Here is an 18,048-nt window from a genome sequence, read left to right as displayed (position 1 = left end):
AAGGGAAAGCGCCCGTCATCGTGGCCGCATGTTGCTCCCGGCCCTGCTCCTCGCGGCACTGCCGCAGACCGCTCCCGAACCCGTTGCCAGCGTCCGCATCGCCTTCGATCGCAAGCGCGAGACTGCGGTGTCGGTGTCGGGCTTTGCCGATCTCGCGGCAAAGCGGCCGATCACCCCCGACGATCCCGTCCGCGTCGCCTCGGTCTCGAAGCTGGTCGTCGCGATCGGCGTGCTGCGGCTGGTCGAGCAAGGCAGGCTGAACCTCGACGCCGATGTCTCGAAGACGCTCGGCTGGAAGCTGCGCAACCCCGCCTTCCCCGACACGCCGATCACGCTCCGCCTTTTGCTCTCGCATCGATCGAGCCTCACCGACAATGTCGATTACGTCCTCCCGCTCGACGCCGACATGGCCGGAATACTCGCCGACCCCAAGGCATGGGATTCCGAACACGCGCCGGGCACTTTCTTCCGCTACACCAACTTCAATTTCCCGGTGATCGCCGCGGTGATGGAGCGCGCCACCGGCGAGCGCTTCGACAAGCTGATGGACCGGCTGGTGCTCGGCCCCCTCAAACTCGACGCCTGTTACAATTGGGCAAGCTGCGCGCCCGCGACCGCCGCCCGCGCGGTGACGATCTACCGGTCGAGGCAACCCACCAAGGACGACCATAAGGGCGCCGCGCCCGCCTGTGCGGTGACTCCCGCGACCGACGGCAGCTGCGATCTCGCCAGATGGCGCGCCGGAGCCAATGGCGCGATCTTCTCGCCCCAGGGCGGCCTGCGCATCTCCGCGCGCGGACTGGCCAGGATCGGCCGCCTTCTGCTCGGCAACGGCAAGGTCGACGGCGTCCGCCTGCTCACGCCCCGATCGGTGGCTTTGCTCGAAACGCCTTTATGGACCTTCGCCGGCAGCAACGGCGACACGAGCAACGGTTTTTATTGCAGCTACGGCCTCGCAATGACGTTCCTCCCAACCACCCGATCCGGCTGCAGCGACAATCTGTTCGGCGACAGCCGCCCACGCCTCGGCCATGGCGGCGAGGCCTATGGCTTGCGTTCTGGCCTCTGGCTCGACCGCGCCGCGGGCACCGGCATCGCCTTCTTCGCCACCGACGTGCCCGACACAACCGGCATCCGCTCGGCCTTCACGCCGATCGAGGAGTCCCTCGCCGCCCCACCCCGCTGATTGGTATACGAATTATTAACCGCAAACCCCGCACATCACCGCAATCCCGCCGCAAAGCTCGGTAGGATAGCGAGAACGAAGTGAATCGCTTTGACCGGGGGGTCGGGGTACGTGAACACACTTTTCCTGTCGTTCGTCGCATTGCTCGAAACAGTTGCGCCCGTCGTCGCGCCGGCACCCGTCACCGTGGCGCCGGTCGCCGCGCCGCCGGTTGCCACATTGATCCCGCGCCCGCGCGTGGCGATCATCGACAGCGGCGTCGCGAAAACGTCCGAACTCGTCGGGCTCGTCTCTGCCGAATATGACATGGCCTCGAATCCCGGCCGCCCCGAATTCCAGCCGCGCTACGATCACGGCACGATGGTCGCGACGATCCTCGCGCGCGCCGCGCACGGCCAGGTCGACATCATCTCGCTGCGCATCGACGATCCCGCCGGCTGCCCGGCGGGCGCCAATCCGCCGTGTCAGCCCTCGGCGGCGCCCGTCGCCCGGGCGATCCGCCGCGCCACCGAACTCGGCGTCGACGCGATCAACATCTCGCTCGCGCTCGACAAGGATCCGTCGATCACCGCCGCGATCGCCGATGCCGCCGCCAAGGGCATCCGCGTCGTCCTCGCCGCCGGCAATAACGGCTACGACCATCCCGGCAATCTCGGCCCGGCGCGCGCCGCCTATCCCAACGCCGTCCTGGTCGGCGCGATCGATTCCGACGGCAAGCCATGGAGCGGCACCAACCGCCCCGACACGACGCCCCAGGGCTATAACTATGCCTGGCAGCTCGGCGTGAAGGTCCCCACCGCCGCCATCGACGGCCGCGCGGTCACCGGCACGGGCACGTCGTTCGCAGTGCCGCTCGAAACCGCGCACTTCCTCGCATCGCGGACGATGGCGGGGAAGTAACGCATGCGGCTGACGACTGTCGGTCGGCCACAACGCCCCGAATTGCGGCCATTCATGGCTACCTGATTACCCGGCGTTCAACCTGTCTATCACCGTCTTGGCGCGGCGATGACCCTGACGATGGTTCGTGCCGTTAGTCCCCCTATGACGGTTCCGATGGCCGCAGAGAATGCCAGTCCAAACAAGGCGAATAGCCAGATGCCCAGCGCCGAAACGTCGGGAAAACGAAGGAATAAAAGAGCCGCAACGACCGTGGAGAATACGCATGGCCATATCAGGCGGGGCGCTGGCCGATCGAGCATTGCAGCCCCCAACAGGATTGCGAAGGCGACAATCGCGCTGAAAGGCAGAATCAGGATAGCCGAGAAGTCCACACATTAAGCTACCGTTTCGCCTGTTCGCTTTCCACTCGGTCCGGACGTTACCCGCCGAAAAAGAGGACACCGAAAGCCGCCGGTCCGCTAACGCCCCGATGCGGGTCATTGGAGATAGATTTGCCCCTCCCTAGAAGCGGCCATCACCGCTGCTCTGATTCACGACCGAAGTTGGGCGGCTAGTCGCCGATCTGTTTTCTTGGCGCGAGACCCTCGATAGCTGGCGGTCGCCAATCGTCTTGGGGCGACAGCTAGCGCACAATGGCTGCCGAATTGCGCGTTGCGGCGCCCGGCGGGGCGATCCATGATGCCGGCATGGACTTCATGAAGTGGCTCAATTCGCTCGACGAGCTTCTTTACGAAGTGATGAGCTGGCTCCTGTTCTTTCCGATCACCCTTTGGCGTTCTGCCATCCATCCCTTCCGCACTATGGAAGAAATCGAGGCGCAGACGTTGCTCCCCGACGATCAGCAATATGCTGCATTGCTCAGTCCGCCGCTTTTCCTCGCATTGGCGCTCTTGCTGGCGCACGCCGTGTCGACGGCGCTGGGCCAGACCGACGCCATCGTCGCGAACCAACACGGATTGGCCTCGTTGGTCAGCGACAATTTCAGTGCACTGGTGCTCCGGGTCGTCGTGTTCGCTGCCTTTCCCTTGTTCCTCGCCGCCCGTCTGGTGCGGGGTTGCGGCATGAAGCTGGACCGGGTCTCGCTGCGGCAGCCCTTCTACGAGCAATGCTATCCCGCGGCGGTATTCGCGCTCGGGCTCGGCCTTGGAACCAGTCTCGCGTTGGTTGCCGTCGCGCCGGTGCACCTCGCCGGTCGGGCGCTGATCGTGGCGAGCATCATCTATTTCTTCGCGGTGGAAACGCGATGGTTCGCCATGCGCCGGGTCTTCGGCCTTCTCCGGGCCTTCGTGCAGGTTGCGTTGGGATTGCTGGAGGGCGCTGCGTTCATGCTGCTGGTCGGCTTTCTGCTGACGCGCTGAGGACGTCGTCCGGCAGGCAGCCGTCATGGCTTCGCCGCATGGGCGATGCTACAGCCGGGCGTACCGCATCGTGGCGCGGCGCGGTTCCTTTCCTGAGCGTCAACTGAATTGGGCCGTCAATATCGCCCACCGCAGATCATTCGCCGGCACTGCGCCACGAGAATGGCTCCGACTGATTGAGCGTCCGAAAACAACGGGCGCCGCCGCGGACCGGACGGTCCGCTTCCCACCCGAAGTCAGACACGGCATGGAGTTTGTCCGTGCCTTGGAAGCTGCCGCCACCTCTGGGCTTGCGCCTCCGCATCCCTAGTCACTCCACCGCTGCCTTTATGCGCTGGCAATGTAGGATTTGTTCTGCTCCCGTTCGCACATGAGCGACCAGCAGGATTCCCGCGCGATACCTCCGCCCTCCGGTTCATCGCTTGCCGCGCGCGCGCGGAGGACTAGTCAACTTCGTCAACCGGCATATCGTCAGCAATACCCGAAATCCGCGCAATCCGCACTTTGCGGTGCCAACCGGAAGGTTGGGCATCACGGGGGCCAACCTTCCGGTTGGTAATCGCCCTTGCGCCGGCGGATCAGCGCCCGCGCTCAAACGTAATGCGGATCGCCGCGCTCGCGCAGTTCCTCGTAATGGACCAACGCCGGTGCGGGGCCGAACGGCACCGGCTCTCCGCCGCGGAACGCCCATTCGCCGCGGTCGCAATCCGCGGCCCGGACATAGCCGTTGATGTAGAGCCGGCGCTGATGATCCGAGCGGTTGGTGCCCGATCCGTGCACCAGATAGGGGTTCCACAAAGCGAGATCGCCTGGCGCGAGGTCGAGGTCGATCACGTCGGCGGACGAGAGGCCCACGCCCTCCAGCACGTCGTCGGCCATCGCGTTGCCGAGCACTTCGGTCGAGGTATCGAGGTCGAGATCGCCCTTGAGATGGCTGCGCGGGATGAAGCGCATCCCGCCCGATTGCGGATTGTGCGGATCGATCGCGAGACCGGTCTGGACATAGGAAGTGCCGAGATTGCGATAGCATTCGTCAGGCTTGCGGAAGCGCGAATCCTGATGCCACGCGAAATCGCCCATCCCGCCCGGCGCCTTCCAGTGGAGCTGGTTGATGATCTGCTTGACGTCGCCGCCGATCAGCGGCGCGAGCATCGCCGCGAAGCGCGGGTCGCGCCGGACACGATCGAGCACCGGCTGGTGATAAGACGGCCATTGCACCATCCGCACCAGCGGCGCGCCATCCCCGCCCGGCGTGACGTTGTAGAAGAGGTTGCCGTGACGGAAGCTGCGTCCGTGCGCGACGCCCTCGGCGTGGATCTGGTCGATCGCGGCGCCGATCTCGGCGATTTCCTGGCGGTCGAAGAAGCCGCGCAGCACGGCATAGCCGTCGCGCCGGAACTTCGTCACATAGTCGTCGTCCTCGACGCCGCTACGCAGCCCAGGCTGTTCGAAACCCACATTTTCCTCCACGTCCGGACCCTGCAATCTGGCCCGTTCCCGCGCATCTCGGCAATAAGCGTGCACGCACTCGCTAATGCCCTGCGGCTATGGCATGCGCCTGCCACGACGCCGGAGCAGACGGGCGACGCCTTCGTGCCGCTCGGGCATCTCGCGCCCGCATTCGCGCTCGAGCTTGTCGCGGATCGCGATCAGCTCCTTCTCGCCGAGATGCTCGATCCCGATGAATTCGTTGCGGCCGGTATCGAGCGCGCGGATCAGCTCGTCGAGCTTGGCCTGGATCGCCGCGCCGTCGCGATTCTGCGCGTTCTGGATCAGGAACACCATCAGGAAGGTGACGATCGTCGTGCCGGTGTTGATCACCAGCTGCCACGTGTCGGACCAGGCGAACACGGGCCCGCTCAATCCCCAGCCGACGACGATCAGGAAGGCCAATGTGAACGCGCTCGGCCGCCCCGCCCATCCCGCGACTGCCTGCGCGAACCGCTCGAAAACGCCACCCATCCAGGTTCCTCTCGATTTTCGCGTATCTTAGCGGGAGAAAGGCGGTGGGTCATCAGCGCGCGAGGCGATGCACGAAACGGGGCGGCACGTGCCCGGAAACGCAAAAGGGGACCGGCATTGCTGCCAGTCCCCATGTCACCGGACTTCAGCCTTCCATCCCGAAGGACGAATTGCCTGGTTTCGGCGGCATGCTCCACTCGCGCCGGCAAGGGCATGCGAGCTTCGCGTCGGTCACCGGGGCCGGCTGATTGCCTGTTTCCGAGGAAACGAGCTTCCTTTCCGGCCTTCGGTGGCCCGCTTCATGATTTCACCCGAAGGCGAAACCATGGAGCCTTGCTGGATACGATTTCCCGAGTGATCCATCGGCTTCGGCTTCTCGCTTGCGCGGTGGCCAATGCCTTGGGCTTCGCTCTTCGGGTCGATCCTTCCGTCGATCTGCCGCTTGCGCGGGCCTATCGGCTTCGGCCTCGTCCACCAGCTGATCCTTCGCCTCGGCCAGCGCTTGCGCGCTTGCTTCCGCATCCGGTCCAGCCTGCTCCGGCGTCTCTCGAAACCGCCGCGACGCTTGCGCATCGCCTTGTTCTCGCAACTACCGTCGCTCTCGTCTCCCCGTCCCGTTCGAGGTGGTTTCCCGAAGGCACCTGCACTCGTTCGGTCCGTGTAAGTCGTTGGTTCCGCTTTGGTTTCCCTCTGCCGAACCGCCTTCCTTACAAGACTGATGCTGTCATCGATCCCGAGTCGCGCAAAGCATGAAATGGTGCCCCATGCCTGTGGATAACGTGAATAACGGGGACAGAAGGATCCGGGCGCTAATCCGGCGCCCATCCGGGTGCGGCGAGCTCGAAGCCATGGAATTCGAAGCCGGGGACGACCACGCAGCTCACCAGCGCCCAGCCGGAGCGCGCTTCGGTCGATTGCCAGCGATTCGCCGGCACCAGCCATTGGGGCGCATAGCCCCGGGTCACGTCGCCGCCAAGCGCGATCGTCGCGACTGCGCCGTCTTCCTGCTCGACCAGCAGTTCGAGCGGCGACCCGGCGTGCCACAGCCAGAGCTCGGCGGCATCGACTCGGTGCCAGTGCGATCGCTGGCCGTGCTCGAGCAGGAAATGGATCGCAGTGGCGCCCGATCGCCCGCCTTCCGCCGCCTCGGCACGCCACGTCTCGCGGTACCAGCCGCCTTCCGGATGCGGCGAAAGGCCGAGCGTCTCGATGATCGTTCGTGGTGCGTTCATGTTTGAAATCCCAACGTCAGATGAGCGGGACGTAGTTTTAGGTTCATGAAACCGCAGGCTACTGCGGGACGTTTCGCTAACGGTTTCTGCAACTAGAATCATAATGGGAGTGAATCATGCGAAAGTTCATTGTCGCGCTCAGCGCGGTTGCGGTGGCGATCCCCACCGCCATGGCCCTGCCGGCCCCCAAGGCCGAGGCCAAGGTTTACGACTATAAGGCCGGCTACAGCGCCGATACCCAGCGCCGTCGCTATGCCTATCGCGAATGGCGTGGCCGCGACGGCCGCCGTTATTGCCGCAAGCCCAACGGCACCACGGGCCTCGTCGTCGGCGGTGTTGCCGGTGCACTGGTCGGCCGTTCGATCGATAGCCGCGGTGATCGCTCCACCGGCACCATCCTCGGCGCCGCCGCCGGCGCGCTCGCCGGCCGCGAGATCGAGCGGAGCAGCAGCAGCCGTCGCTGCCGCTAAATCCTGAAGGATCGCACGCGGAGCATTAACCTTGGCGCTGTATAGGCGCCGATATGCTCCGCGTGCTCGTCCTCTCCACTCTGTTCCCCGACGCGACGCGTCCCAATTTCGGCATCTTCGTCGAGCGCCAGACGCTCGCACTCGCCGAACGCCCCGATGTCGAGCTGCGCGTCGTCGCTCCGCTCGGCCTTCCCCCCGCACCGCTGGACCGGTTGCCCCGCTACCGTAACCTCGCCACGCTTCCCGCACGCGAAGATTGGAAGGGCCTCGCGGTTCGTCGTCCCCGGTTCCGCAACATTCCCGGCACGGGCGGCCGTTTCCACGCGCACGCGCTCGCCGACGCCGTGACCCCTTTGCTCCGCGAGATCCGCCGCGACTTCGCCTTCGATGTGATCGACGCCGAATTCTTCTTCCCCGACGGCGTCGCCGCGGTCGAACTCGGCCGCCGCTTCGGCGTGCCGGTGACGATCAAGGCCCGCGGGTCGGACATCCATGGCTGGGGCCGCTCGCCGGTGATCGGCCCCCAGATCCGCGCCGCCGCGCATGCCGCCGACGGATTGCTCTCGGTTTCCGAGGCGATGCGCGACGACATGACCGCGCTCGGCTTGCCTGGCGATCGCACCGAATGCATCGTCACCGGCGTCGATTTCGGCCGCTTCGCGCTCGGCAGTCGCGCCGAGGCCAAGGCCGCGCTCGGCGTCACCGGCCCGCTGGTCCTCTCGGTCGGTGCACTGATCCCGCTCAAGGGCCACCAGATCGTAATCGACGCGATCGCGACCATGCCCGGCGTCCAGCTCTGGATCGCGGGCGAGGGCCCCCACAAGAGCCAGCTCGCCGCGCAGATCGCCCGGCTCGGGCTCGGTGATCGCGTCCGCCTGCTCGGCTCGGTCCCGCATGCCGATCTTCCGACCCTGCTCACCGCCGCCGATGCCATGGCGCTCGCTTCGGAACGCGAGGGCCTCGCCAATGCCTGGCTCGAAGCGCTGGCGAGCGGCACGCCGGTAGTGATTCCCGATGTCGGCGGCGCGCGCCAGGTCGTGGGCAGCGACACTGGCGGTCGGATCGTCACGCGCACGCCCGAGGCTTTTGCCGCCGCTTTGGCCGCGCTGATCGCCAACCCGCCCGATCCGGCGGAAGTCCGCGCAACGGTCGAGCCCTTCACCTGGGCCGCCAACAGCGCGCGGCTCCATGCCTTTCTCCAGCGCGTCGTCGCGAAGCATCGGTCCACCGCCCTCGTGGCCTGATCCGTGGCGGAGGCGGAACGACTCGGTTCGCGCACCGTTGACCCGAACGGGTTGGGCTGGAGAAACAAGATGGCTGACCGCGACCGCAATCCCGAGACCTCGATCATCGGCCGAGATGCCGACGCCGCAACCGGCAGGCGCGTGGCCGATCGGCGCGGCCAGACCATGACCGAACGCACCGGCGATACGACCGAGTCCGACGAAGGTGAAGGTTTCGACATCGTTTTCGAGTACGAAGAGCCTGAAGCCACCACGCACTGATCGGGCCACGGACACTCGATCGCGATCCTGCGTTGACTCACCCGGCGGTGATCCGTGACACTGTCGTCACGAAACGCGGAGGACAGCGATGGCGGACAAGAAGAAAAAGGACGACAAGGGTGCGGCCGGCAAGGGCTCGTTCCTCCCCAAGAGCATCGCGGGGGTGAAGCTCCCCAAGGCGGTGCGCGGCAAGCTCACCGAGCTCGCCAAGCATCCGATCGTCGCCGATATCCTCGCCGCCGGGTTGGTGGCGATCGCCGCCAAGCTCAAGAACGAGCCTGCAGTGCAGAAAGGTGCCGCGAAGGCAGCCGACACGGCGAAGGACACGGCCGCCGAAGTGGCGCAGGCCGCGTCCGATGTCGCGGCCGCGGTCGCCAAACCCGTCGCCAAGCGCACTCGCAAGGCACCGGCCGCCCAGCCGGCCGCAGCCAAAACCGCTGCCAAGCCGGTCACGCGTCGTGCGCGCAAGCCCGCCGCGTCGGCCGCTCCGGCCCCGCGCGCCCGCAAGGCCGCCGCACCCGCGCCAGCGCCGGCGGCGACGCCCAAGCCACCCGCGCGCCGCAAGGCCAGCGAGAGCAGTGCCGCCAAGCCGCGCGCGGCGCGCCGTCCTGCGCCGAAGAAGCCCACGCCCCCCAAGACCGGCGAATAATCGGCAGGCAGAAGGCGCCGGGACCAGGTTCGAAGGGGGAGTCATGCGCAGGACCAGCAAGGAGCCGGAGCTGCAGGGCCCCGGCCATGCGCTCGAACGGTTGATCTTCTTTTCGGATGCGGTGTTCGCCATCGCGATCACGCTGCTGATCATCGAGATCCATGTGCCCGAAGTGCACGGGCGCGGCACCGATCGCGACTTCCTCGTCGCGCTGGCCCAGCTCAGTCCGCATTTCGTCAGTTTCCTGATCACCTTCTTCGTGATCGGATCGTTCTGGGCGGGGCATCACCGCGCCTTCGATTGCGCGCGTCACTGGGATTCGCGGATCATCTTCCCCAATCTCGTGATGCTGTGCACGATCGCGGCGATGCCGTTCTTCACGGCGTTGTCGTCCCAATATTACGGGCACCGCGTGCCGGTGGCCTTCTATTGCGGCTGGATGATGCTGGCCGCGCTCGCCAATATCCGGCTCCAGCGCATCGTCACCTCGCCTCCCGTGGTCGGCGAGCATGTGCCTCCCGAACAATGCCTCGCGCTGCGCCAGCGCGGCTATTCGGTCCTGCTCGGCGCCGCCACCAGCCTTATCGTCAGCCTGATCGTGCCGTGGTTCGGCCAGCCCGCGCTCGCCACGATCTTCCTGTGGCGCCTGCTGCTGCAGCGCTGGAAACCGCATCTCTGAAACCGGTGCGGCGCTCCGACCGTTTTCTGCCCAACGGCAGGAGCCGAATCATGCCCCGGACACCGGGCCGGAGATCGGAACCGAACATTTCCCGATCACGACAGGCTCGGAAATTCTGGTCGGGGCGACAGGATTCGAACCTGCGACCCCCACACCCCCAGTGTGATGCGCTACCAGGCTGCGCTACGCCCCGACCAAGGGTGCGCCCTCTATTCCGGTCCGTCGCAGGATGCAAGCGGCGCCGACAATAGTTGCGCGTCCCCGTAACGCATGATAGCGCGCGCCGCTTGAACGGGGCCGTTCCGCGCCCCGCAAATCCAGGCAACCGGAAACCCATGTTCGCCACCCCAGCATATGCACAGGCCGCAGGCGCCGCACAAAGCGGAAGCACCGCAGGCGCGATCGTTTCGCTGCTGCCGCTCGTCCTCATCTTCGTGGTCTTCTACTTCCTGATGATCCGTCCCCAGCAAAAGCGGATGAAGGATCTTCAGAACGCTGTTCAGGGCGTGAAGAAGGGCGACACCGTCGTCACAGCCGGCGGCTTGATCGGCAAGGTCACCAAGGTCGACGAGACCGAAGTCGAGATCGAGCTCGGCACCAACGTCAAGGTCCGCGCGATCAAGTCGACGCTCGCCGAAGTCCGCCCGCTGGGCGGCGGCAAGCCCGCGAACGACTGATGCTCGATTTTCCGCGCTGGAAGGTCCTGACGATCTCCATCGGCCTCGCGCTGCTGGTGGCGCTCGCGGTTCCGAGCTTCATCCCCAAGAGCGTGCGCGAGACGTGGCCCTCGTGGATCCCGCAGCCCTCGATCAATCTCGGCCTCGATCTCGCCGGCGGTTCCTATCTGCTGCTCGAAGGCAAGACCGACGATGTCGCGCAGGCGCGAATCGAGCAGAAGCAGGAGCAGGTCCGCAGCGAGATGCGGCGCGATCCGCGCGTCGAGATCGGCGACATCTCGGTCCAGGGCGGCAAATTGAGCTTCATGGTCCGTGATCCGGCCAAGGTCGATGCGGCGCGCGAGCGGCTGCTGGCGATCACCGGCAGCGGAGTCGGCACTACCGGCCAGCGCGACTGGGACATCGCCGTCGTTGATTCGACGCGGTTCGTGCTCACTCCCACCCAGGCGGGGCTGAACCAGGCCGTCGAGGAGGCGATGAACGACGCGCGCGAAGTGGTCGAGCGCCGGATCAACGCGCTCGGCACCGTCGAGCCGACCGTGGTGCGCGAAGGCGGCAACCGCATCGTCGTCCAGGTCCCCGGCCTCAACGATCCGACCGCGCTCAAGAATCTGCTCGGCAAGACCGCCAAGCTCGAATTCCGCCTCGTCGACACCAATGCCAATCCTGCCGATCTCGCCAAGGGCATCGCGCCCGCGGGCTCGGTGATCATGCCCTATGCCGAAGGCGGCGGGGGAATCGCGGTCCAGCGCCAAGTGATGATCACCGGCGACATGCTGGTCAACGCCTCCCAGAGCTACGATCCGCAGACCGGCGCGCCGGGCGTGACGCTCCAGCTCGACGGCGCGGGCTCGCGGCGCTTCGCCAACGTGACGAAGGAGAATTCGGGCAAGCCCTTCGCGATCATCGTCGACGGCACGGTGATCTCGGCGCCGCGCATCAACGAACCCATCCTCGGCGGCAGCGCAGTGATCAACGGCGGCTTCACCGTCGACAGCGCCAACCAGCTCGCGATCGCATTGCGTTCGGGCAAGCTCAAGGTGCCGCTCACGGTCGTACAGGAATCGACCGTCAGCCCCGAGCTCGGCGCCGACTCGATCAAGGCGGGCATCACCGCGTCGATCATCGCGGTCGTGGCGGTCATCGCCTTCATGATCCTGACCTATGGTCGCTTCGGCATCTATTCGACGATCGCTGTGATCATCAACGTGCTGGTCATCCTCGCGGTGATGGGCATGCTCAACGCGACGCTGACGCTGCCGGGCATCGCCGGCTTCGTGCTGACCATCGGCACCGCGGTCGACGCCAACGTGCTGATCAACGAACGCATCCGCGAGGAGCATCGCCGCGGCCGCAGCATCATCCAGTCGGTCGAGCTCGGCTATAAGGAAGCGAGCCGGACGATCTTCGAGGCCAATGTGACGCACGCGATCGCGGGCTTCATCATGCTGATCCTCGGCTCGGGCCCGGTGCGCGGCTTCGCGGTAGTGCTGCTGATCGGCATCGCCACCTCGGTGTTCACTGCAGTGGTGTTCACCCGCATGCTCGTCACGATCTGGTTGCGCCGTAACCGGCCGACCGAAATCCACATTTAAGGGACGCCCGAACCATGCGGCTCCTCAAGATCGTTCCGGACAACACCAATATCGGGTTCGTCCGCATCCGCCACATCGCCTTCGCGATCACGGCCCTGCTCACCATCGCCGCGATCGCTTTGGTGGTCACGCGCGGGCTCAACATGGGCGTCGACTTTGCCGGCGGCGTGTCGATCGAGGAGAAATTCGTCTCGGCCCCGCCGCTCGACGAAGTGCGCTCGACGGTCAACAGGCTTGGCCTGGGCGAGGCCGCGCTCCAGCAGCTTGGCGGCGCCAATACGATTACGATCCGCCTGCCGGTTCCCGAAACGAACGACGCGGACGCGACCAACCGGATGGTCGAGAAGGTCAAGGCGGCGCTCGCGGCGAAATTCCCCGGCGCGACCTTCAGCAACTATTCCACCGTCTCGGGCAAAGTCTCGGGCGAGCTGATCCAGAACGGCGTGCTCGCGGTGATCCTCGCCATCATCGGCATCGCGATCTTCTCGTGGTTCCGCTACGAATGGCAGTTCGGCGTGTCGACCGCGGTCGCGATCATCCACGACGTGCTGATGACCTTGGGCTTCTTCGCGCTCACCCAGCTCGTCTTCGATCTCAACATCGTCGCCGCGGTGCTCACGATCATCGGCTATTCGATCAACGACAAGATGGTGATCGACGATCGCATCCGCGAGAACATGCGCAAGTTCCGCAAGATGGAGATGCGCGACCTGATCGACTTGTCGGTCAACGAGACGCTTCCCCGCACCGTGATGACTTCGGTCACGATCATGCTCGCGCTCGCCGCCTTGCTCCTCTTCGGCGGGCATGTGCTGCGCGGCTTCACCGCGGCGATGATGCTCGGCATCGTCGTCGGCACCTATTCGTCGATCTACGTCTCGTCGTCGCTGCTGATCACGCTCGGCCTCAAGCCCGGCTTCCGCGAAGAGCGAAAAAGCAGCGCCCCCGACGGCGAGCGCGTCGCGCCGCGCGACCTGCCGTAAATGAAGATGGAACGCCGCAGCGCCGAGGGGCCGGTGATCTCCGGCTTTTCGGGGCGCGGCTTCAAGGTCGACGAAGGCGTGTACGAGGGGCTGCTGATCACGCCCCAGCGCGCCGACGGCTGGTCGCCGCCGCCGATCGCCGAACTGGGCGAGGCCGATCTCGCACCCCTGCTGTCCCTCGATCCGCAGCCCGAATTCCTGCTGCTCGGCACCGGCGACACGCTCGTTCGTCCGCCGCTCGCGCTCGTCAAGGCGCTCGGCGCGCGCGGCATCGGCGTCGAAGCGATGGACAGCCGCGCCGCCGCACGCGCCTGGGGCGTGCTCCGCGCCGAATTGCGCTGGGTCGCCGGCGCGCTCTATCCGCTCGGCTGAAGAAGACATGCAGCAACTCCACGGCCCCAGCCTCGCGCCTTTGTCCGGCGGCGCGCCGAAGCAGCTCGTCGTGCTCCTCCACGGTTACGGCTCGAACGGCGCCGATCTGATCTCGCTCGCGCCGATCTGGCGCCAGCTGCTCCCCGACGCCCTGTTCGTCGCCCCCAATGCTCCCGAGCGCTGCCCCGGCGCGCCCGGCGGCTATCAATGGTGGGCATTGCACGATCTCGGCCGTTCCGCGCTTGCTGCCGGCGCCCGCCATGCCGCGCCGGTGCTCGACGCATATCTCGACGCCCTGCTCGCCGAACACGGCCTGGATGAAAGCAAGCTGGTCCTTGTCGGCTTCAGCCAGGGCACGATGATGGCGCTCCATGTCGGCGTCCGCCGCGAGCGCCAGCTCGCCGGCATAATCGGCTATTCGGGAATGATCGCCGGCCCTTCGCTCGACCCCGCCGAGGTGCGCAGCAAGCCGCCGATCCTGCTGATCCACGGCGACGCCGACACCATCGTCCCGCTCAGTGCCTACCACCACGCCCACGCCGAGCTGGAGCGCCTCGGCTTCCCCCTCGAAAGCCATGTCTCGCCTGGGCTGGGCCACGGGGTGGATCCCGACGGCATCGCGCTCGGCGGCAAGTTCGTGAAGCGGGTTCTGGCCTGACGGGCAATCCTCCCCCGCCAGGGGGAGGTGTCACTGAAAGCGACGGAGGGGGAGGTAAGCGACGCACTTACCTGCCTTCGTGCTTCCTCCCCCTCCGTCATGCTGCGCGTGCCACCTCCCCCTGGCGGGGGAGGATTATTTAAAGCGCGTCCCAATCCACCGGCGCATGCCGGTCCAGAAACGCCGACCGGTCCGCCAGCGGATATTTCAGCCCCGTCGCGCAATTGAACAGCACGACCTTCTCCTCGGCATCGACCAGCCCGGCCGCCAGCGCATCGCGATACGCGGCCAGCGTCGCCCCGCCCTCGGGGCAGAGCAGCAACCCGTCCTTCTTCCCCGCATCCTCGACAGCCTGGACCAGTGCCGCATCACTCACCGCCAGCGCCTTGCCCCCGCTCGCCCGCACCGCGTCGAGGATCAGGAAATCGCCCACCGCCTGCGGCACCCGGATCCCCGCCGCCACGGTATGCGCGTCCTCCCAGCGCACCGCATGCCGCTCGCCCGCCTCGAATGCGCGGACGATCGGCGCGCACCCCTCGGCCTGCACCGCGTACATTCGCGGCCGCTTGCTGCCGATCCAGCCCAAAGCCTCCATCTCGTCGAATGCCTTCCACATCCCGATCAGCCCGGTGCCGCCGCCGGTTGGGTAGAAGATCGCGTCGGGAAGCGCCCAGCCGAACTGCTCGGCGAGCTCGAGCCCCATCGTCTTCTTGCCTTCGATCCGATACGGCTCCTTGAGCGTCGACAAGTCGAACCAGCCGCGCTTTTCCTTCCCCGCCCCGACCAGTTTGCCGCAATCGTCGATCAGTCCGTTGACCCGGTATACCCGTGCGCCCTGCGCCGCGATCTCGCGGACGTTGATCTCGGGCGTGTCGTCGGGACAGAAGATGACCGCCTCGATCCCCGCCCGCGCGGCATAAGCCGCCGCCGCCGCGCCGGCATTGCCGTTGGTCGGCATCGCGATCGTCGTGACGCCCAATTCCTTCGCCATCGCGATCGCCATCACGAGGCCGCGCGCCTTGAACGATCCGGTCGGCAGCCGGCCCTCGTCCTTGACCCAGACGTTGCCCGGCTCCCTGAGTAGGGGCATGATCGGCGTCGCGGACTCGCCCAGGCTGACGATGTTCGCGCTATGCCGCACGGGCAGCAGCTCGCGATATTTCCACAGGTCCGCCGGCCGATCCGCCAGAATCTCCGGAGTCAGCGCATCCTTCACGCGCTCCAGATCATAGCGCACCAGCAACGGCCGCCCCGCCCGCGAAAGCCCGTGCAGCTGATCCGCCGCATAGCGCTCGCCGGTCATCGAACATTCGAGATGGCTGACGAAGGTCGACCGGTCGGCAGTGAGATTGTCGTCGTGGTGCATAGGCCGTTCCTTAAAGCGTCATTCGGCCGCGTAGAAACCAAATGCCGGGAAACAACACCCCCCAACCCGAAAACCTAGCGCCGCGGCCACCCCAGCTCGGCCATCACCGGGAAATGGTCCGACGTCTGCACCACCCCCTGATGGTCGGTGATCGTCGTCACCCGCTTCGCCGTGAAGCCGCGCGTGAAGATCCAGTCGATCCTCTTGTCGGCCTTGCCGGTGAAATTGTGGAAGGTCTCCTCCGGCCCTATTTTCCGCGGCGCGCTGTCGCGGGCATCGGTCAGCCGCGTCGCGAGCAGCTTGTGCGCTTCGCTCCCCGGCGTGGTGTTGAAGTCGCCGGTCAGCACCACGGGAAGATCGCCCGCCATCGCCTCGATCCGCTTGAGAACCAGAGCCGCGCCGTTGGTGCGCGCGCCTTCGTCCTGATCGCGATGCGGGAGATGCGTGTTGAAGGCATAGAAGCGGCGCTTTCCGTCAATCGTCTCGAACAGCCCCCAGGTCGCCAGCCGCGGCAGGTCCGCCCCCCATGCCGAGCTGCCCGGCACTTCGGGGGTCTCGGACAGCCAGAAATCGCCCGATTTGATCAGCCTGAGCCGATCGGTCCGATAGAAGATCCCCATATGCTCGTCTTCCTCGCCGCCGCGGCGGCCGACTCCGAACCACGCATAATTCTTCAGCCGCGCGGCGAGGAAATCGCCCTGCACCTTGAGCAGTTCCTGCGTCCCGAACAGGTCGGGCGCGGCCTTTTTCAGCATCGCCGCCGTCACTTCGCGGCGCTTGCTCCACGCATTGGCGCCGTCATTCTCGTTGGCGTAGCGGATGTTGAAGCTCATCACCTCGAGCGGCGCCTGCGCCATCGCCGGCCCGCCGGCGACCAGCAGCACCGCCAGCATCACTCGCCACAACATCCGCATGCCTGAAACTCCCATTTCGCTGGACGCCGCTTAGGCCACAGCTTTGTTTCGGGAACGTTGCCCCTTTGCGGGAGCACGCGATCTCCCCATATCCCGCGCCTATGAGCGAAAACAGCAATGCGTGGCACGGCACCACAATCCTCTCCGTGCGCAAATCGGGCAAGGTGGTCATCGCGGGCGACGGGCAGGTCTCGGCCGGCAACACGGTGATGAAGCCCAACGCGAAAAAGGTCCGCCCGCTGGGCGACGGCAAGGTCATCGCAGGCTTCGCCGGCGCCACTGCCGACGCCTTCACTTTGTTCGAACGGCTGGAGAGCAAGCTCGAACGCCACCAGGGCCAGCTTCTCCGCGCCGCGGTCGAGCTCGCCAAGGATTGGCGCACCGACAAATATCTCCGCAACCTCGAAGCGATGCTGATCGTCGCCGACAAGGACGTGACTCTCGTGGTCACCGGCAATGGCGACGTGCTCGAGCCGGAGGGCGGTGTTGCCGCGATCGGATCGGGCGGCAACTTCGCCCTCGCCGCGGCGCGTGCGCTGGTCGACTACGAAACCGACCCCGAGAAGATCGCACGGGCTGCAATGAAGATCGCGGGCGAGCTCTGCGTCTACACCAACGACCGGCTGACCGTGGAGACGCTCGACAGCGCGACCTAGCGCCGCGCCTCTGTCGCCATCCGCACTGCGAGCCCGGCGAGCACCGTTCCCATCAGCCAGCGCTGGACGGTCGCCCAACCGGGCCGTCGGGTGAGGAAACGCGCGATCGACGCCGCCGACACCGCGATCGCGGCGTTGACGCACAGGCTGATCAGGATCTGGGTCGCGCCCAGCACGAGCGATTGCCCCAGCACGCTGCCGCGCGCCGGGTCGATGAACTGCGGCAACAGCGACAGATACATCACCGCGATCTTCGGATTGAGCAGATTGGTGACGAACCCCATCGCGAAGAGCCGGCCCGGAGGGTCCGCGGGCAATGCGCGGACCTCGAAGGCCGATCGCCCGCCGGGCCGCAACGCCTGCCACGCCAGCCACAGCAGATAGGCCGCGCCGACGATGCGGATCGCATCATAGGCATAGGGCACCGCCAGCACGAGCGCGGTGATCCCGAATGCCGCGCACAGCATGTAGAAGACGAAGCCCAGCGCAACGCCGCCCAATGAGATCAGCCCGGCGGTGCGCCCCTGGCAGATCGAACGCGAGATCAGATAGACCATGTTAGGCCCCGGGGTCAGGACCATTCCCAGCGCCACGAATGCGAAGGCGAGCAGACTTTGCGGATCGGGCATCGGCATTCTCCCTGTTTCGGTGAGATGCCCAGACGCGCGGCGCTGCGACGGCGCGGCTCCCCGATGGATCTCCATCTTCAGCGTCAGTCACGCGCGCCCGGAAGCTGGCTAGGACGATCCGCAGGCCGCGTAAAGACGCTGCAGTGCAACGCGCAACCAAGGTCGGCTGACTATAAGCCCCTCCCCGAGCCGCAACCGGCCGATATCGATCGCATCCTCGCCAGCCACGCCGCGTTCTTCGCCGGGTTCCGCTG

At 66.2% G+C, this 18,048-nt stretch carries 21 protein-coding genes, 1 tRNA gene and 1 riboswitch; of the genes, 14 read left to right on the top strand and 8 right to left on the bottom strand.

Annotated features, from left to right (window positions below):
- Positions 1 to 28 precede the first annotated feature (28 nt).
- From BR78_RS0117950 to BR78_RS0117935, 3 genes are all read left to right on the top strand, one after another.
- On the top strand, positions 29 to 1,186 hold the full coding sequence (locus tag BR78_RS0117950; protein ID WP_025560362.1) for a serine hydrolase domain-containing protein: 1,158 nt from the start codon (positions 29 to 31) through the stop codon (positions 1,184 to 1,186).
- 111 nt (positions 1,187 to 1,297) lie between these two features.
- On the top strand, positions 1,298 to 2,086 hold the full coding sequence (locus BR78_RS0117945; protein WP_025560376.1) for a S8 family peptidase: 789 nt from the start codon (positions 1,298 to 1,300) through the stop codon (positions 2,084 to 2,086).
- A 635-nt stretch (positions 2,087 to 2,721) separates the two neighbouring features.
- Positions 2,722 to 3,447 (top strand): hypothetical protein, encoded by a 726-nt coding sequence (locus BR78_RS0117935; protein ID WP_049811520.1) that lies wholly within the window; start codon positions 2,722 to 2,724, stop codon positions 3,445 to 3,447.
- 591 nt (positions 3,448 to 4,038) lie between these two features.
- Here the strand turns inward: BR78_RS0117935 and BR78_RS0117930 are convergent.
- The 4 genes from BR78_RS0117930 to BR78_RS0117920 form a co-directional block, all read right to left on the bottom strand.
- Entirely contained in the window at positions 4,039 to 4,905 is an 867-nt protein-coding gene (locus BR78_RS0117930; RefSeq protein ID WP_197021401.1) for a phytanoyl-CoA dioxygenase family protein, read from the bottom strand.
- A gap of 87 nt (positions 4,906 to 4,992) precedes the next feature.
- Positions 4,993 to 5,409, bottom strand: a complete 417-nt coding sequence (locus BR78_RS0117925) for a low affinity iron permease family protein (RefSeq protein WP_025560381.1) — start codon at positions 5,407 to 5,409, stop codon at positions 4,993 to 4,995.
- 231 nt (positions 5,410 to 5,640) lie between these two features.
- Positions 5,641 to 5,982, bottom strand: a complete 342-nt coding sequence (locus BR78_RS22225; protein WP_231478307.1) for a hypothetical protein — start codon at positions 5,980 to 5,982, stop codon at positions 5,641 to 5,643.
- A 236-nt stretch (positions 5,983 to 6,218) separates the two neighbouring features.
- The gene (locus tag BR78_RS0117920) at positions 6,219 to 6,641 is read right to left on the bottom strand and encodes a cupin domain-containing protein (protein ID WP_025560382.1); all 423 of its coding nucleotides are present in this window, start codon (positions 6,639 to 6,641) and stop codon (positions 6,219 to 6,221) included.
- Positions 6,642 to 6,757: 116 nt separating this feature from the next.
- On the opposite strand from BR78_RS0117920, the gene BR78_RS0117915 reads away from it, so the two are divergent.
- From BR78_RS0117915 to BR78_RS21070, 5 genes are all read left to right on the top strand, one after another.
- Positions 6,758 to 7,111, top strand: coding sequence for a glycine zipper 2TM domain-containing protein (locus tag BR78_RS0117915; protein ID WP_025560383.1), 354 nt, complete (start codon positions 6,758 to 6,760; stop codon positions 7,109 to 7,111).
- A 53-nt stretch (positions 7,112 to 7,164) separates the two neighbouring features.
- Positions 7,165 to 8,355 (top strand): glycosyltransferase, encoded by a 1,191-nt coding sequence (locus tag BR78_RS0117910; protein ID WP_025560384.1) that lies wholly within the window; start codon positions 7,165 to 7,167, stop codon positions 8,353 to 8,355.
- Positions 8,356 to 8,424: 69 nt separating this feature from the next.
- Positions 8,425 to 8,616, top strand: a complete 192-nt coding sequence (locus tag BR78_RS0117905; RefSeq protein WP_025560385.1) for a hypothetical protein — start codon at positions 8,425 to 8,427, stop codon at positions 8,614 to 8,616.
- An 88-nt stretch (positions 8,617 to 8,704) separates the two neighbouring features.
- Entirely contained in the window at positions 8,705 to 9,265 is a 561-nt protein-coding gene (locus tag BR78_RS0117900) for a hypothetical protein (RefSeq protein ID WP_025560386.1), read from the top strand.
- A 43-nt stretch (positions 9,266 to 9,308) separates the two neighbouring features.
- The gene (locus BR78_RS21070) at positions 9,309 to 9,944 is read left to right on the top strand and encodes a TMEM175 family protein (RefSeq protein ID WP_025560387.1); all 636 of its coding nucleotides are present in this window, start codon (positions 9,309 to 9,311) and stop codon (positions 9,942 to 9,944) included.
- 116 nt (positions 9,945 to 10,060) lie between these two features.
- Here BR78_RS21070 and BR78_RS0117890 read toward each other — a convergent pair.
- Positions 10,061 to 10,137, bottom strand: a tRNA-Pro gene (locus BR78_RS0117890).
- A gap of 142 nt (positions 10,138 to 10,279) precedes the next feature.
- Here BR78_RS0117890 and yajC point away from each other — a divergent pair.
- From yajC to BR78_RS0117865, 5 genes are read left to right on the top strand one after another with little or no spacing between them, the layout of a single operon-like run.
- Complete coding sequence (yajC, locus tag BR78_RS0117885; RefSeq protein WP_025560388.1) at positions 10,280 to 10,621, top strand: preprotein translocase subunit YajC; 342 nt, start codon at positions 10,280 to 10,282, stop codon at positions 10,619 to 10,621.
- Complete coding sequence (gene secD / locus BR78_RS0117880) at positions 10,621 to 12,216, top strand: protein translocase subunit SecD (protein ID WP_025560389.1); 1,596 nt, start codon at positions 10,621 to 10,623, stop codon at positions 12,214 to 12,216. Before yajC ends, secD begins: the two co-directional genes overlap by 1 nt.
- A 14-nt stretch (positions 12,217 to 12,230) precedes the next feature.
- Complete coding sequence (gene secF, locus BR78_RS0117875) at positions 12,231 to 13,199, top strand: protein translocase subunit SecF (protein WP_025560391.1); 969 nt, start codon at positions 12,231 to 12,233, stop codon at positions 13,197 to 13,199.
- On the top strand, positions 13,200 to 13,571 hold the full coding sequence (locus BR78_RS0117870) for an Mth938-like domain-containing protein (RefSeq protein WP_025560392.1): 372 nt from the start codon (positions 13,200 to 13,202) through the stop codon (positions 13,569 to 13,571).
- Between the two features lie 7 nt (positions 13,572 to 13,578).
- Entirely contained in the window at positions 13,579 to 14,229 is a 651-nt protein-coding gene (locus BR78_RS0117865; protein ID WP_025560394.1) for an alpha/beta hydrolase, read from the top strand.
- Between the two features lie 139 nt (positions 14,230 to 14,368).
- Here BR78_RS0117865 and BR78_RS0117860 read toward each other — a convergent pair whose 3' ends face one another.
- Together BR78_RS0117860 and BR78_RS0117855 are read right to left on the bottom strand one after the other, a co-directional pair.
- Positions 14,369 to 15,595 (bottom strand): threonine synthase, encoded by a 1,227-nt coding sequence (locus tag BR78_RS0117860; RefSeq protein ID WP_025560395.1) that lies wholly within the window; start codon positions 15,593 to 15,595, stop codon positions 14,369 to 14,371.
- A gap of 74 nt (positions 15,596 to 15,669) precedes the next feature.
- Complete coding sequence (locus BR78_RS0117855) at positions 15,670 to 16,509, bottom strand: endonuclease/exonuclease/phosphatase family protein (RefSeq protein ID WP_025560397.1); 840 nt, start codon at positions 16,507 to 16,509, stop codon at positions 15,670 to 15,672.
- 101 nt (positions 16,510 to 16,610) lie between these two features.
- On the opposite strand from BR78_RS0117855, the gene hslV reads away from it, so the two are divergent.
- A complete protein-coding gene (gene hslV, locus BR78_RS0117850; protein ID WP_025560398.1) occupies positions 16,611 to 17,165 on the top strand; it encodes an ATP-dependent protease subunit HslV in 555 nt (184 codons plus the stop codon).
- On the opposite strand, the gene BR78_RS0117845 is transcribed toward hslV, so the two are convergent.
- Positions 17,162 to 17,794, bottom strand: a complete 633-nt coding sequence (locus BR78_RS0117845) for a LysE family translocator (protein WP_025560400.1) — start codon at positions 17,792 to 17,794, stop codon at positions 17,162 to 17,164. The two genes, hslV and BR78_RS0117845, sit on opposite strands and share 4 nt — an antisense overlap.
- 19 nt (positions 17,795 to 17,813) lie before the next feature.
- Positions 17,814 to 17,895: riboswitch (ZMP/ZTP riboswitch) on the bottom strand.
- Between the last annotated feature and the right edge of the window lie 153 nt (positions 17,896 to 18,048).

This window comes from Sphingomonas sp. UNC305MFCol5.2 (assembly GCF_000712135.1).
Lineage (GTDB): Bacteria > Pseudomonadota > Alphaproteobacteria > Sphingomonadales > Sphingomonadaceae > Sphingomonas.
The sequence above is the reverse complement of the archived record's forward strand: the minus strand, read 5'-3'. Positions and strand labels throughout refer to the sequence as shown.